Source organism: Avibacterium avium (genome assembly GCF_900454535.1).
GTDB lineage: Bacteria > Pseudomonadota > Gammaproteobacteria > Enterobacterales > Pasteurellaceae > Avibacterium > Avibacterium avium.
In genome coordinates this window covers 2,120,001-2,135,015 of sequence record NZ_UGSP01000001.1, presented here as the reverse complement: position 1 = coordinate 2,135,015, position 15,015 = coordinate 2,120,001, and the positions used below count along the sequence as shown (strand labels likewise).

General features: G+C 41.6%; 13 protein-coding genes (1 of these 13 cut by a window edge). 8 read left to right on the top strand and 5 right to left on the bottom strand.

All coding sequences use genetic code 11. The features are described from left to right. Position 1: 1 nt before the first annotated feature. On the top strand, positions 2-868 hold the full coding sequence (locus tag DYC50_RS10245) for a Dam family site-specific DNA-(adenine-N6)-methyltransferase (protein ID WP_115250081.1): 867 nt from the start codon (positions 2-4) through the stop codon (positions 866-868). On the opposite strand, the gene DYC50_RS10240 is transcribed toward DYC50_RS10245, so the two are convergent. Continuing rightward, entirely contained in the window at positions 856-1,170 is a 315-nt protein-coding gene (locus DYC50_RS10240; protein ID WP_103853757.1) for a DciA family protein, read from the bottom strand. The two genes, DYC50_RS10245 and DYC50_RS10240, sit on opposite strands and share 13 nt — an antisense overlap. Before the next feature lie 106 nt (positions 1,171-1,276). On the opposite strand from DYC50_RS10240, the gene secM reads away from it, so the two are divergent. From secM to mutT, 3 genes are all read left to right on the top strand, one after another. After that, positions 1,277-1,588 carry a secA translation cis-regulator SecM gene (secM, locus tag DYC50_RS10235; protein ID WP_115250079.1) on the top strand — a complete coding sequence of 104 codons (312 nt, stop codon included), beginning with the start codon at positions 1,277-1,279 and terminating at the stop codon, positions 1,586-1,588. An 85-nt stretch (positions 1,589-1,673) separates the two neighbouring features. Continuing rightward, a complete protein-coding gene (gene secA, locus DYC50_RS10230; protein ID WP_115250078.1) occupies positions 1,674-4,388 on the top strand; it encodes a preprotein translocase subunit SecA in 2,715 nt (904 codons plus the stop codon). Positions 4,389-4,509: 121 nt separating this feature from the next. Beyond that, on the top strand, positions 4,510-4,908 hold the full coding sequence (gene mutT, locus DYC50_RS10225) for an 8-oxo-dGTP diphosphatase MutT (protein WP_115250077.1): 399 nt from the start codon (positions 4,510-4,512) through the stop codon (positions 4,906-4,908). A gap of 65 nt (positions 4,909-4,973) precedes the next feature. Here mutT and DYC50_RS10680 read toward each other — a convergent pair whose 3' ends face one another. The 4 genes from DYC50_RS10680 to gapA all read right to left on the bottom strand — a co-directional run bounded on the left by DYC50_RS10680 (position 4,974) and on the right by gapA (position 9,790). Beyond that, on the bottom strand, positions 4,974-5,132 hold the full coding sequence (locus tag DYC50_RS10680) for a hypothetical protein (RefSeq protein WP_172459087.1): 159 nt from the start codon (positions 5,130-5,132) through the stop codon (positions 4,974-4,976). Between the two features lie 7 nt (positions 5,133-5,139). Next, entirely contained in the window at positions 5,140-6,570 is a 1,431-nt protein-coding gene (gene mltF / locus DYC50_RS10220) for a membrane-bound lytic murein transglycosylase MltF (protein ID WP_115250076.1), read from the bottom strand. 98 nt (positions 6,571-6,668) lie between these two features. Then, a complete protein-coding gene (locus tag DYC50_RS10215; protein WP_115250075.1) occupies positions 6,669-8,474 on the bottom strand; it encodes an AMP-dependent synthetase/ligase in 1,806 nt (601 codons plus the stop codon). Positions 8,475-8,785: 311 nt separating this feature from the next. After that, positions 8,786-9,790, bottom strand: a complete 1,005-nt coding sequence (gapA, locus tag DYC50_RS10210) for a glyceraldehyde-3-phosphate dehydrogenase (protein WP_103854106.1) — start codon at positions 9,788-9,790, stop codon at positions 8,786-8,788. A 274-nt stretch (positions 9,791-10,064) separates the two neighbouring features. On the opposite strand from gapA, the gene gmk reads away from it, so the two are divergent. The 4 genes from gmk to recG form a co-directional block, all read left to right on the top strand. After that, positions 10,065-10,691, top strand: a complete 627-nt coding sequence (gene gmk / locus DYC50_RS10205; protein WP_115250074.1) for a guanylate kinase — start codon at positions 10,065-10,067, stop codon at positions 10,689-10,691. 66 nt (positions 10,692-10,757) lie between these two features. Next, entirely contained in the window at positions 10,758-11,024 is a 267-nt protein-coding gene (gene rpoZ, locus DYC50_RS10200; RefSeq protein WP_103855460.1) for a DNA-directed RNA polymerase subunit omega, read from the top strand. A 75-nt stretch (positions 11,025-11,099) separates the two neighbouring features. Beyond that, a complete protein-coding gene (spoT, locus tag DYC50_RS10195) occupies positions 11,100-13,223 on the top strand; it encodes a bifunctional GTP diphosphokinase/guanosine-3',5'-bis pyrophosphate 3'-pyrophosphohydrolase (RefSeq protein ID WP_115250073.1) in 2,124 nt (707 codons plus the stop codon). Further along, a protein-coding gene (gene recG, locus DYC50_RS10190; RefSeq protein WP_115250072.1) for an ATP-dependent DNA helicase RecG crosses the window boundary here: on the top strand, positions 13,223-15,015 show its 5' portion. Its footprint extends 289 nt past the window's final position; 1,793 of the gene's 2,082 nt are visible here — the first part of the coding sequence; the start codon lies at positions 13,223-13,225; its stop codon lies beyond the right edge, outside the window. Before spoT ends, recG begins: the two co-directional genes overlap by 1 nt.

The window sequence follows — 15,015 nt, the reverse complement described above, 5'->3', positions numbered from 1 at the left end:
AATGTATCCTGATGCGACAATTTTCCCACAACAAAAATACCGCCCTTTTCTAAAATGGGCGGGGGGAAAGTTTCGTCTTACGGATCAAATCAATAAATTATTTCCTAAGAAAAAACAATGTCTTATTGAACCTTTCGTGGGGGCTGGGGCTGTTTTTTTGAATAGCCAATTTGAACGCTACATTTTGGTGGATATTAATGCAGATCTGATCAATCTATTTAACACCGTTAAACAAGATGTCAATTTGTATATTGAAGCTGTGAAAACGGTCTTTTTTCACCCTGATGCGAATACGCCCGACTATTATTACGCACGGCGCGCTCAGTTTAACCAATCTACCAATAACTTTGAGCGTTCCGTGTTGTTTTTGTATCTTAATCGCTTTGGCTTTAATGGCTTGTGTCGTTACAACAGCAAAAATGAGTTTAATGTGCCATTTGGACGCTATAAAACCCATTATTTCCCCGAAATTGAGTTACGCTATTTTGCCCATAAAGCACAAAGTGCGGTGTTTATTTGCGCAGATTTTCACGAAGCGTTTAAATTTGCTGATGAAAACTCAGTGATTTATTGTGATCCTCCCTATGCGCCCATTAAGCAGGAAACCAATTTTACTGGCTATGCTGGCAATGAATTTTCCTTAGATCATCAGCAAGCCTTAGCAGAATTGGCGCACCGCACCGCAAGGGAACGACAAATTCCCGTGCTAATTTCTAATCACGATACCAAATTTACCCGTCAAATTTACCACGGGGCGAAAATCAAACGCTTAAAAGTACAGCGCTCAATCAGCCAAGCTTCGCACAAGCGCATTAAGGTGAACGAGCTGATCGCCAGCTTTCACGGGCAAAAAACTCAACGTGGCTGAGTGATTAAAGCAGGATTCACTTTAAATTGAAGTTGCTGAATCTGTGGATTTAAGCCTTGCACTTTTGCCAAGAGATCTTTTTCTTTGAATAACAAACTTTGGCGCACCATTGCATTTGCCACTTCAATCACCAACGTGGTTTCGGAAAGATTGGCAACGCGATAAAAGCCTTTAAATTGATTGGGAAATAGGCGTTCTACTTGCTCGTTCAGTTGTTGTAACAAAATGCCTTTTTGCATAATTTTGCCTAGGCTGGAATTTTCTAGCACATCTTGTACGTTAGTTGGTTTACTGTATCGCATCGCTTGTTTTCGGCTTTTTTGCCCTAATATTACACATCAGAATAAGACATTGTAGTGATTTTCCGCTACAATAACAGCGAATTTTTAATTAAAAATAAGTTACCGAATGATTTCATCTAAAAGCACACAGCATTTTTGGTCGCAATTACTACTCAGTATGATTGCGATCTTTGCCTTGCCTAATGCGCAAGGCGTGGAAAATGCTGGGCTTGCCTGTGAAAATTATTCGCGCGAACAACGTCAAATGCAACAGCTTGCTTGTCATCAGCTGGTTGCCCACAAACAAATTATTCAACAGCAACAAAAACCAAGCAAAAAAAATTTTGTTGCGCCGAAAATTCTCACTAAAAAAGCACCGCACTTTGTTTTTCCTGTACTCAGTGTCGCCACGCCGATCCGCGCTGGCCCTGCGGCTTAACCTTTCTTTCTAGTAAATACCTTTTAACTGATTTCAGCGATTGCTGAAGTTTAATTTAACCTATTGATATAAAAGAAATAAAATTATGTTTAGAACTATTTTTACAAAAATTTTTGGTAGCCGTAATGATCGCATTCTGCGCCGTTTGAATAAACAAGTGATCAAAATTAACAAAATGGAGCCGGAGTTTGAAGCCTTAAGCGATGAACAGTTGCAAGGCAAAACGGCAGAATTTCGTGAGCGCTTAAAAAACGGCGAAAGCCTACAAAGCTTATTGCCAGAAGCCTTTGCCACCGTGCGTGAAGCGAGTAAGCGTGTACTCGGTATGCGTCATTTTGATGTGCAGCTCATTGGCGGTATGGTGCTGAATAATCGTTGCATCGCAGAGATGCGCACTGGGGAAGGGAAAACCCTTACTGCAACCTTGCCTTGCTATCTTAATGCCTTAACAGGAAAAGGCGTTCACGTTGTTACGGTGAATGATTACCTTGCGCGCCGCGATGCGGAAACTAACCGCCCATTATTTGAATTTTTAGGAATGACCGTTGGGGTAAACGTGCCGGGCTTGCCAGCAGAAGAAAAGCGTGCTGCCTATGCTGCCGATATTACCTATGCCACTAATAGTGAATTAGGCTTTGACTATTTGCGTGATAATTTAGCTCATTCAGCACAAGATCGTTTCCAAAAAGAACTTTATTATGCCTTGGTTGATGAAGTGGATTCTATTTTGATTGACGAAGCGCGTACACCGTTGATCATTTCAGGGCCTGCGGAAGACAGTTCAGAACTTTATATTGCCATTGATAAATTGATTCCTCATTTGATCAAACAAGATAAAGAAGACACTGAAGAATACCAAGGTGATGGCGATTACACTTTAGATCTGAAAAGCAAACAGGCGTATCTCACCGAACGTGGGCAAGAAAAAATCGAGCAATGGTTGATCGATCAAGGCCTGATGCAAGAAACTGAATCTTTGTATTCTCCTGCCAAAGTCACGCTGTTACACCACGTTTATGCCGCATTGCGAGCTCATACATTGTTTGAACGTGATGTGGATTACATCGTAAAAGATGGCGAAATTATCATTGTTGATGAGCATACAGGGCGTACAATGGCAGGTCGCCGTTGGTCAGAAGGTTTACACCAAGCTATTGAAGCAAAAGAAGGTGTACCAATCCAAAATGAAAACCAAACGGTCGCTTCTATCACTTACCAAAACTATTTCCGTCTTTATGAAAAATTAGCCGGAATGACAGGGACAGCGGACACCGAAGCCTTTGAATTCCAACAAATTTATGGCTTGGAAACCATTGTGATCCCAACTAATCGACCAATGATTCGTGATGATCGCACGGATTTAATGTTTGAAAATGAACAGTACAAATTTGCTGCGATTATTGAAGAAATTAAGGATTGCATTGCGCGCAACCAACCCGTGTTGGTGGGAACGGCGTCCATTGAAAAATCAGAATTGTTATCTGATGCTTTAACCAAAGCAGGCATTAAGCATAGCGTATTAAACGCAAAATTCCACGCCCAAGAAGCGGAAATTATTGCTAATGCAGGTTATCCGGGGGCCGTAACCATTGCCACCAATATGGCAGGACGTGGTACAGATATTGTGCTTGGCGGTAACTGGAAAGCTGAAGTGGCGAAGCTAGATAACCCAACAGAAGCGCAAATTGAAGAAATCAAAGCCAAATGGCAAGAACGCCACGATATTGTAAAACAAGCGGGTGGCTTGCATATTATCGGTACGGAACGCCACGAATCACGCCGTATTGATAACCAGTTGCGTGGACGTTCAGGCCGCCAAGGTGACCCAGGTTCATCACGTTTTTACTTATCCTTGGACGATGCGTTAATGCGTATTTACTTAAACGAAGGTAAGCTCAATATGATGCGCAAAGCCTTCAGTACACCAGGTGAAGCAATGGAATCGAAATTGCTCACTAAAGTGATTGCTTCTGCACAAGCAAAAGTTGAAGCGCATAACTTTGACGGTCGTAAAAATCTATTAGAATTTGATGACGTTGCCAACGATCAACGCCACGCGATTTATCAACAACGTAATGAGCTGTTGGATAACGAAAACATCGCTGACACCATTGAAGTGATCCGTCAAGATGTCTTCAACAGCGTGATTGATCAATATATTCCACCAAATTCCTTAGAAGAAATGTGGGATATTCCGGGGCTAGAACAGCGTTTAAGACAGGATTTTGCCCTTGATTTACCGATTGAACATTGGTTAGAAGAAAACAATGCCTTGCACGAAGAAACCTTGCGTGAGCGTATTATTGACGCGGCAGAAAAAGAATATGAACGCAAAGAAGAGCTTGTTGGTGCGGAATCAATGCGTCATTTTGAAAAAGGCATTATGCTACAAACCCTTGATGAGCTTTGGAAAGAACATCTTGCTTCGATGGATCATTTACGCCGTGGTATTCACTTGCGTGGCTATGCACAAAAAGATCCAAAACAAGAATATAAACGCGAGTCTTTCCAAATGTTTACGGATATGTTGGACGCGTTAAAATTAAGTGTGATTACCACCTTAAGCCGAGTTCAGATTCGTACTCAAGAAGAAATTGAGCAAGCAGAGAAATTGCAGCAAGAAATGGCAGCCCGTGAGCAGGCAAAAATGCAATATAACACCGCCGATGATCAGCAAGCTCAGGAACAAGCACCATTGCCACCATCAGATCGTAAGATTGGGCGTAATGAACCTTGCCCTTGCGGTTCTGGTAAGAAATACAAACACTGCCACGGCAATCGTGCGGCGAAATATAGTTAATCCATAAAGTATAAAGTGCGGTGAAAAATTTTTGATTTTTTTACCGCACTTTATAGAGAGTCTGTTGATCATTCATAGCTCAAATGCAAAATGAATGATCAACAGACCCTAAGGAGAAAAAATGGCAAAACCCATTATTCAAGTAGCAGCAGGCATTATTCGTAATGAATTTGGGCAGATTTATCTCACTCAACGCCTTGAGGGACAAGATTTTGCCCAAGCCCTAGAATTCCCCGGTGGAAAAGTTGATAAAGGTGAAACACCAGAACAAGCCCTTGCCAGAGAGCTAGAAGAAGAAATTGGTATTCATATTCTTAACGCCAGTTTATTTGAGCGCTTTACCTTTGAATATCCTAGTAAGATCATTCAATTTTCTTTTTACCTTGTGGAACAATGGGTTGGCGAACCTTTTGGACGAGAAGGGCAAGAGGGAATGTGGATCGCCCAATCTGAACTTGATGCCAGCCAATTTCCCCCCGCTAACAGCAAGCTTATTCAACGCTTATTGGCTGAAAATTAATAATCTATTACCAATAAAAAAGCATTATGTGGACAACATAATGCTTTTTTATCTTCTATCAACAACTAGCAACAAATGTCTTGTATCACAAATTGCAATGCGTGGCGATCCCATAAACGGGTTTTTCGTTGTTTCATTCTTTTTAAGCGTAATGCACGCCCTTGAGCCAAGCGGAATAACTTACGATTATTGTTCTTTAGAAAAGTTTTGCGTCTTCTTGTCATTTTGACCTCAGTTTTTATTCATCGGAATATCTGCATTTTGTTGTGCAGAACTATTCTGTTGTTCTTGATTCTGTTGTACGCGGTGATAATTCACAATGCTATTCATATAACGGCGAATATTTTCAACGTATTGATAAGCCTCATAACCACGCGCATAGCCGTATTTCAAATTGCTATAATGGCGTTTTTCAGCCAGTAGGGGTAAATTCTTCTTCACATCAAGCCAATTATCAGGATCGCCACCTAATTTTTTGGTTAAACGTCTGGCATCAATCAAATGCCCTAAGCCCATATTGTAAGCGGCAAGCGCAAACCAAATTTTATCTTCTTGATGAATGGTATTGGGCATTTGCTCTAGCAATAAATGCAGGTATTCTGAACCGCCCTTGATACTTTGTTCTGGATTAAGACGATTGCTGATTTTTACCCGATCAGCTGTTGCTTTGGTGAGCATCATCATTCCACGCACCCCAGTAGGGGAGGTGGCTTCAGGATTCCAATGGGATTCTTGATAGGCCACAGCGGCAAGCAAACGCCAGTCTAAACGGCCTTTATATTTATCAAATAGATGCTGATATTTTGGCAAGGTGTTTTCAATGGCATTGAGATAAGAGCGCATATCCACATAATCAAATTCAGCTAAATGATTGAAATATTTTTCTTCAATGCGTGCAATCAAGCCTGTTTCAATGGCATTATTCATAAAGTCTAACAACGCAGCTTGCAATTCGCTGTAATTATTATTGGTGAGATACCAGTGAATGGTGGATTCATCTGTAACATCAAAGGCTACGGCAATTTGCGGCTTAATTTGCTGTGCCATAGCAAGATCTACGGAATTGGCAATGGTGTAATCAATTTTTCCTTCAGCAACTTGTAGCAACAATTCTTCTTGGCTTTGATCTACAACTTGCCACTGTAAATCAGGGAATTCTTGTTTAAAGCTCTCGAGCAGCTTAACAAGATCGTTGCCTTTAGAAATAACCAGTTTGCCTTTTAGTTCTTTTAGTGAAGCAGGACGTCCTTCCCCTTTGCGATAAGCCAATTGCCAAGACGCAGAATTATAAGCAGGGCCAATTTGATAATGATCTAATTTCTCGCGCAAATAAAATAAGTTTGCTGCAGCAATATCAATCTTTTGCGTGGAAAGTGCGGTAAATAATGCTTGATTATTTGCCATTGGAACAATTTCCAATTTCACATTCAGATAGTCAGCAAAGGCTTTGGCTAATTCATACTCAAATCCTGATGCACCATCTGGGCCAATAAAATAGGAAGTTGGCGTATTCAACGTACCAACCACTAATTTACCGCTAGATTGAATTGTCGCATAACGATTGTCTTCCGTACCCAGCAGTTGTCGCCACGGCAGCGCCATATCAATGGCCCATAGCAACAAGGCAAAGATACTAATAAGACGTAAAAACAAACCTTTCAATGATATATGATCCTCTAAAAATGATGAGGCATTTTACCATTTATGAAAAAATGTGCTAGAAATAACCGCACTTTTTCCCTATTGGTTGAGCCAATAGGCTATTTTTTTGATTGATACATTTTTTCAATTTGCGTTTTATAACGCTCTAAAATCACCTTGCGGCGTAGTTTTAAGGTCGGCGTAATTTCGTTCATTGCGGTGGTGAAAGCCTGTGGCAACAGAGTGAATTTCTTCACTTGCTCAAAGCTCGCTAGCTCTTTCTGCAATTCATTTAAGCGTTTTTCAAAAAGCTGAATAATTTCGGAATGTTTGATCAATTCCATACGATCTTGATATTTAATATTGAGCTTTTTCGCATATTCTTCTAAAGAAGCAAAACAAGGCACGATCAAGGCGGAAACATATTTTTTCGCATCAGCGATCACGGCAATTTGCTCAATAAATTTATCTTTGCCGATTTTGCCTTCAATGTGCTGTGGCGCAATATATTTGCCGTTTGAGGTTTTCATCAGCTCTTTGATGCGATCGGTGATGTAAAGATGGCCTTGTTCGTCTAATTGACCTGCATCACCAGTTTTTAAGAAACCATCAGCGGTAAAAGCGGCAGCTGTTTCTTCTGGTTTTTTGTAATAACCACGCATTACCATTTCGCCACGCACTAAGATTTCATCATTTTCACCAATTTTTACTTCCGCCCCCGGCATTAGCTTGCCGATAGAATTTGGCTCGAAATGATCATCTTCCCAACACGAAACAGTGGCAGTGGTTTCCGTCATACCATAACCTAGCTTAATATTAATGCCAATGCTGTGGAAAAATAGCCCAATGCTAGGTTCTAATTTTGCCCCGCCGCACGGCATCATACGAATACGTCCGCCGAGTAGGTTGCGTAATTTGCTCAGCACCAATTTATCCGCTAAGAAAAATTGCTGTTTAAGCCAAAATGGAATGGGTTGTTTTTGGCTTTTACGATCAAAATAACGATGTCCCACATTCATCGCCCAGTTAAATAAGGCACGGCGCAGTTTTGGCGCTTGCTGCACTTTATCGTGGATTGCGGTGTAAATTTTTTCGTAAAAACGTGGTACGGCACACATTAATGTCGGACGGATTTCACTTAATGCCGCACGCACTTGATCGGTGTTTTCAATATAACAATTCACTGCGCCACGGTGTAGCACATAGGCCACCCACGCACGTTCAAAAATATGAGAGAACGGCAGAAAAGAAAGAGAAACGTCCTGTTCTGTAATCGGCTTCAATGCCTGATCGTGAGCTTTTAGCTGATGAGCAAGGTTGACATAATCCAACATTACGCCTTTTGGCTCGCCTGTGGTGCCAGAAGTATAAATCAAGGTAAATAAATCATTGAGTTGTTTTTCATCAAGACGCTGTTGTAATTCTGCGGAATTAGTTTGCGAGCCTGTTGCGACAAAGTCTGCCCAATGGCAAGCCAGTGGGTGATCGTGTAGCTGAATGCTGTCTTTCATCGCGATAATATGTTGTAACTGCGGGCAATCTGCAACGATTTGTAGGGCTTGATCATACTGTTCTTGATCGCCAACAAACAGAATTTTAATATCGGCATCATTAATGATAAATGCCGCTTGTTGCGCGGTATTCGTAGCGTAAATAGGCACGGTAACAGCGCGAATTTGCAAAGTGGCAATATCAGCGACTGTCCAGCGTGGCATATTGTGTGCAAAGATACCAATTTTATCTTGTACATCAATATGATGAGCAAGCAACGCAAGAGAAAGGGCGTTTACTTGCTGCTGAAAGTCAGCCCAAGAAATATCGTGCCATTGTTGATTTTCAAAATAACGAAGTGCGGTGTTATTTTTTAATGTTTTTGCCTGCTGTTGAAAGCGGCTAACAAAATGAAAATCAAGGGTGTTTGTCATTCTTCTTTTTCCTATTTAACAAATCGTTTTTAATAAATTACTGCATTTTAGCGTACAGTTGTAAGGTTAAATATAATCGTTAATCAAAGAAAAAGCGAGAAAAATCCGTTGAAAACTACGGATAACCAGTGATTTTGTGAGCAATATAACAGTTTTAGCGAGCGAACAGCTGTTCATTTTTATGTGGAAAAGGCGCTATATTCTTAGCGAAAAGCAGACAGGGAAATCAGAGATAATCAATCACAGCAATAAAAATGTGGCGAAAAAAAACCGCACTTTAAAAGTGCGGCTTAATTTTGAAGGTTTTTTAATTAGCCTTTGTAGTTGTGAATGTGAGCTACTAAGTCTAATACTTTGTTTGAATAACCTGTTTCGTTATCGTACCAAGATACTAATTTAACGAAAGTATCAGTTAATGCAATACCTGCTTCAGCATCGAATACAGAAGTTAATGCACAGCCGTTGAAGTCTGTTGATACTACTGCATCTTCAGTGTAGCCTAAAACGCCTTTTAATTCGTTTTCAGAAGCACGTTTGATTTCTGCACAGATTTCAGCGTAAGTTGCTGGTTTTTCAAGGTTTACAGTTAAATCAACTACAGACACATTTGGTGTAGGAACACGGAACGCCATACCAGTTAATTTACCATTTAATTCAGGAATTACTTTACCTACTGCTTTCGCTGCACCTGTTGAAGATGGAATGATGTTTTGAGAAGCACCACGACCACCGCGCCAGTCTTTCGCTGAAGGACCATCAACTGTTTTTTGAGTTGCAGTTGTTGCGTGAACAGTTGTCATTAAACCGTCTTTGATACCCCATTTGTCGTTAATTACTTTCGCTAATGGTGCTAAACAGTTTGTTGTACAAGATGCGTTTGAAACGATGTCTTGACCAGCATAAGTATCAAAGTTTACGCCGTTTACGAACATTGGAGTCGCATCTTTAGAAGGACCAGTTAAAACAACTTTTTTCGCGCCAGCTTCAATGTGTTTGCGAGCAGTTTCATCTGTTAAGAAGATACCTGTTGCTTCAACTGCGATATCAACACCGATTTCGTTCCATTTAAGGTTTGCAGGATCACGCTCAGAAGTTACACGGATTGTTTTACCGTTCACCACTAAATGACCGTCTTTCACTTCAACAGTGCCATCGAAACGACCGTGAGTTGAATCATATTTCAACATATAAGCCATATATTCAACGTCAATTAAGTCGTTGATACCTACAACTTCGATGTCATCACGTTGTTGTGCTGCACGGAATACGATACGACCGATACGGCCGAAACCATTGATACCAATTTTAATAGCCATAAGTTTTTCACCTATAATTTAAGTTAAACAAAAGGGTTACGGTGCATAGAAAGCATTCTATTTTCCGTTCGCGGTGGATTATAGCACGCTTTTTAGGTAGGGTGAAACTAACTCGCAAGAAAACCGTAAAACATTTGTGATCTACATCAAAACTTTGCGGATCAGCCAGTTAGCTTGTTTTTATTTTGTAAAAATAAATTATCAACAGCCCTAATGATTTTTTTCCGATTTATCGGCATAATGAACGAAATTTGATGAAAATTAAGGATAAACAATGAGCCAAGGTAACCTTTATATTATTTCAGCCCCAAGTGGCGCGGGGAAATCGTCTTTAATCGCCGCCTTATTGGCGAAAGATAATGGGCGTGAAATGATGGTTTCTGTTTCCCATACCACGCGTGCACCTCGCCCCGGTGAAGTGGACGGTGTGCATTATCATTTTGTCAGTAAAGACGAATTTGAACGTCTAATCGAACAAGATTTGTTCTTGGAATATGCCAAAGTGTTTGGCGGCAATTATTATGGCACATCCTTGCCGACTATTGAAAAAAGTTTGGCGCAAGGCATTGATGTTTTTTTAGATATTGATTGGCAAGGGGCGCAACAAATTCGCGCTAAATTACCGCAGGTTAAAAGTATTTTTATTTTGCCCCCTTCGGTTGAAGAATTGGAGCGCCGTTTAATTGGGCGCGGGCAGGATAGCGCAGAAGTCATTGCTGATCGTATGGCAAAAGCCACCAGTGAAATATCCCACTATGACGAATATGATTATGTGATTATTAATGATAATTTCGAGCAAGCAGTGGCAGATTTACAGCATATTTTGCGTGCGGAATGTTTAACTAGAAGCTATCAGCAAGCGCAAAATATCGCTTTAATTCATCAATTGCTGGCAAAATAATTGACATTTTAGTATCATTAGATCCCTTTTATTTATTGAAGAATTTTAACTGATTGGAGTAAATTTATGGCTCGTGTAACAGTGCAAGATGCGGTAGAGCAAATTGGTAACCGTTTTGATTTAATTTTAACCGCAGCACGCCGTGCAAGAGAATTACAATTACATTTGCGTGAACCTTTAGTTCCAGAAGATAACGATAAACCAACGGTAATCGCCTTGCGTGAAATTGAAAAAGGCTTGATTAACAACGAAATTATGAATGCGCACGAGCGCCAAGATGCTTTAGAGCAAGAAGCAACAGAGCATCACGCAGTGTCTTTATTATCTTCATAAGCGATAAAAGTGCGGTTGTTTTTTGTTCCATTTTTATCATTGGCAATAAAATTTGAATAAAAAGTTAGGTGTCCTTTGTACTTATTTGAACGTTTAGAGCATATTATCCGAGGCTATTTACCGCCTGAACAAATTGAATTAGTAAGACGTGCATACGTTATCGCACGAGATGCACACGAAGGACAATCTCGCTCCAGCGGCGAGCCGTACATTACTCACCCTGTTGCGGTGGCATCAATTATTGCAGAAATGCGTTTAGATCACGAAGCCGTGATGGGCGCATTGTTGCACGATGTGATTGAAGACACCCCTTACACCGAAGAACAACTCAAAGAAGAATTTGGCGCGAGTGTTGCTGAAATTGTGGAAGGCGTATCTAAATTAGATAAGCTCAAATTTCGAACCCGCCAAGAAGCCCAAGTGGAAAATTTCCGCAAAATGATCCTGGCGATGACCAAAGACATTCGCGTTGTTCTGATCAAACTGGCTGACCGCACCCACAATATGCGTACCCTTGGCGCATTACGCCCTGACAAACGGCGTAGAATTGCGAAAGAAACCTTGGAAATTTACGCCCCACTTGCCCATCGTTTAGGGATCGAACATATTAAAAATGAGCTAGAAGATCTCGGCTTTGAAGCAATGCACCCACAGCGTTATGCTGTCTTACAAAAAGTCATTCAAATTGCGCGTGGTAACCGCAAAGATATGATCGAACGGATTTCTGATGAAATCAAAGGGCGTTTAGCAGATGTGGGCATTGAAGCACGCGTATTTGGGCGAGAAAAACATCTTTATGCCATTTATCAAAAAATGCGCTTAAAAGATCAGCAATTTCATTCCATTATGGATATTTATGCGTTCCGTGCAGTGGTGAAAGATGTGGATACTTGCTACCGAGTGCTAGGACAAATGCACGGTTTGTATAAGCCACGTCCGAGGCGTGTGAAAGATTATATCGCCGTGCCAAAAGCAAATGGCTATCAATCCCTGCATACTTCAATGATCGGCCCACACGGCGTTCCGGTGGAAGTGCAAATTCGCACGGAAGAAATGGATCAAACCGCGGAAATGGGCGTGGCAGCGCATTGGGCGTATAAACAAGGTGGTAAGAATGATAGCACCACCGCACAAATTCGCGCGCAGCGCTGGTTGCAAAGCCTGATTGAATTGCAACAAAGTGCGGGTAATTCTTTTGAATTTATTGAAAGTGTCAAATCAGAATTTTTCCCGAAAGAGATTTATGTGTTCACCCCGAAAGGGCGTATTGTGGAATTGCCAGTGGGTGCAACCCCAGTAGATTTCGCTTATGCGGTACATTCTGGCATTGGCAATGCTTGTATTGCAGCCAATGTGGATCGCAAACCTTATCCTCTTTCACAGCCATTGCAATCAGGGCAAACCATTGAAATTATCACCGCACCGACAGCACAACCCGATGTGGGCTGGCTGAATTTTGTGGTAACCGCAAAAGCCCGTTCTAATATTCGCCACGCCTTGAAAAATCTGCGCTCAGATACGGCGATCGTTCTTGGCAAACGCCAACTTACTAATGCGTTATTGCCACATAAATTAGAACAAATCCCTGAACAACGTATTGATGAATTATTAAGCGATCTAAAACTTAATCGTTTTGAAGATTTATTGGCGGAAATTGGTTTAGGTAACCAAATGAGTGCCGTGATTGCCTATCGTTTATTAGGTGAAAGTATTGAAATTGATACAGACGGCGATCTCAGCAACAATAAAAATATTTTTGCCATTAACGGTAATGAAAGCCTGCTTACCACCTTTGCGCAATGTTGCCACCCAATTCCAGGTGATCCAATTGTGGCATACGCAAGCCCAGGGAAAGGCCTAGTAGTGCATCACGAGGCTTGTGCAAACCTGCGTAATCGAAAAGAAAATCCAGAGCATTTCACCCCAGTTACTTGGGAGAAAAGCGATAACAAAGTGGAATTTGAAACCGAATTACGCATTGAAATGATTAATCAGCAAGGGGCACTGCCGAATTTAACCTCTAATATTTCCGCGATGGATAGCAATATTCACAGCATTTGGACGGAAGAGCAAGACGGCCGTTTATATCAAATCGTGGTGTTACTGACGGCAAAAGATACCCATCATTTAAGTCAAATTATGCGGAAAATCAAAACCTTACCAGGTTTTGTCAGCATTGAACGTAATATAAATCGCTAATGGCTACGGAAATTCTTGGCGCAGTTCCGCTGACCACGCTTTCTGGTGTGGGGGCAGCGGTTTCGGCAAAATTGAGCCGAATTGGCATTAATAATCTGCAAGATTTGCTTTTTCATCTGCCTAGTCGTTATGAAGACCGCACAAGAATTACGCCCATAATCGATCTTCGCCCTGAACAATATGCCACAATTAGCGCAACGGTTCAGCTTTGCGAAGTACAATTTGGACGCCGCCCAATCTTAACTGTAGTAGTGTCGGACGGCACATCAAAATTAACCTTACGTTTTTTCAATTTTAATGCAGCAATGCGCAATAGCTTCCAAGTGGGCGCACGAGTCAAAGCCTTTGGTGAAGTGAAACGCGGTCGTTTTATGGCGGAAATTCATCACCCCGAATATCAAATTATTCGTGATGATGCTCCGTTGGTAATGGCCGAAACCCTGACGCCAATTTATCCTACCACAGAAGGCTTAAAGCAAAATTCTTTACGCAAATTAACAGATCAAGCACTGGCTTTGCTTGATAAAATCCAGTTGCCAGAAATTCTACCTGATGAATTCAACCCTTATCCTTATAGTTTAAAAGAGGCGATCCGATTTTTGCACCGCCCACCGCCTGATGTTTCTTTAGAAATGTTGGAAAAAGGGCAGCACCCTGCGCAAGTGCGGTTAATTTTTGAAGAATTATTAGCGCATAATTTAGCAATGCAAAAAGTGCGGTCGAATATTCAACAATTTTTTGCCTTGCCATTGCAGTATCAAACTGATCTAAAACAGCAATTTTTACAGCGTTTGCCATTTAGCCCGACTAATGCGCAAAGCCGCGTTGTGCAGGATATTGAGCAAGATCTGCAAAAGCCTTATCCAATGATGCGATTAGTGCAGGGCGATGTGGGATCGGGGAAAACCTTGGTCGCGGCATTAGCTGCACTGGTGGCAATTGACAATCAAAAGCAAGTGGCACTTATGGCACCGACAGAAATTTTGGCGGAACAGCATTTTGCCAATTTCCAAAATTGGTTTGAGCCTTTAGGCATCAAAGTGGGTTGGCTAGCAGGAAAAGTCAAAGGCAAGGCTCGCCAAGCTGTGCTAGAACAGATGAAAGCAGGCGAAGTGCAGATGATTGTGGGGACGCACGCCTTATTTCAACAGGATGTAGAATTTAATGATCTCGCCTTAGTGATCATTGATGAACAGCATCGATTTGGTGTGCATCAGCGCTTAATGTTACGCGAAAAAGGCGAAAAGTCGGGAAATTATCCACATCAGCTGATTATGACCGCAACCCCAATTCCGCGTACCTTAGCGATGACGGTTTATGCAGATTTGGATACCTCTATTATTGATGAATTACCCCCAGGGCGAACGCCAATTACTACTATTGCCATCTCAGAAGAGCGCCGCGCAGAAATTGTCGCGCGTGTGTATCAGGCTTGCGTGAATGAAAAACGGCAGGCGTACTGGGTTTGCACGCTCATTGATGAAAGTGAAGTACTGGAAGCGCAAGCCGCGGAAGCCATTTGGGAAGATTTAACCAAAGCACTGCCAAATTTACGCATTGGCTTAGTTCACGGGCGAATGAAACCCACTGAAAAACAAGAGATTATGGCAAGTTTCAAAGCGGCTGAGTTAGATGTGTTAGTAGCAACCACCGTGATTGAAGTAGGCGTAGATGTGCCTAATGCCAGCTTGATGATTATTGAAAATGCCGAACGCCTTGGGCTATCTCAACTTCATCAATTGCGTGGGCGAGTAGGGCGCGGAAGTACGGCTTCTTTTTGCGTGCTAATGTA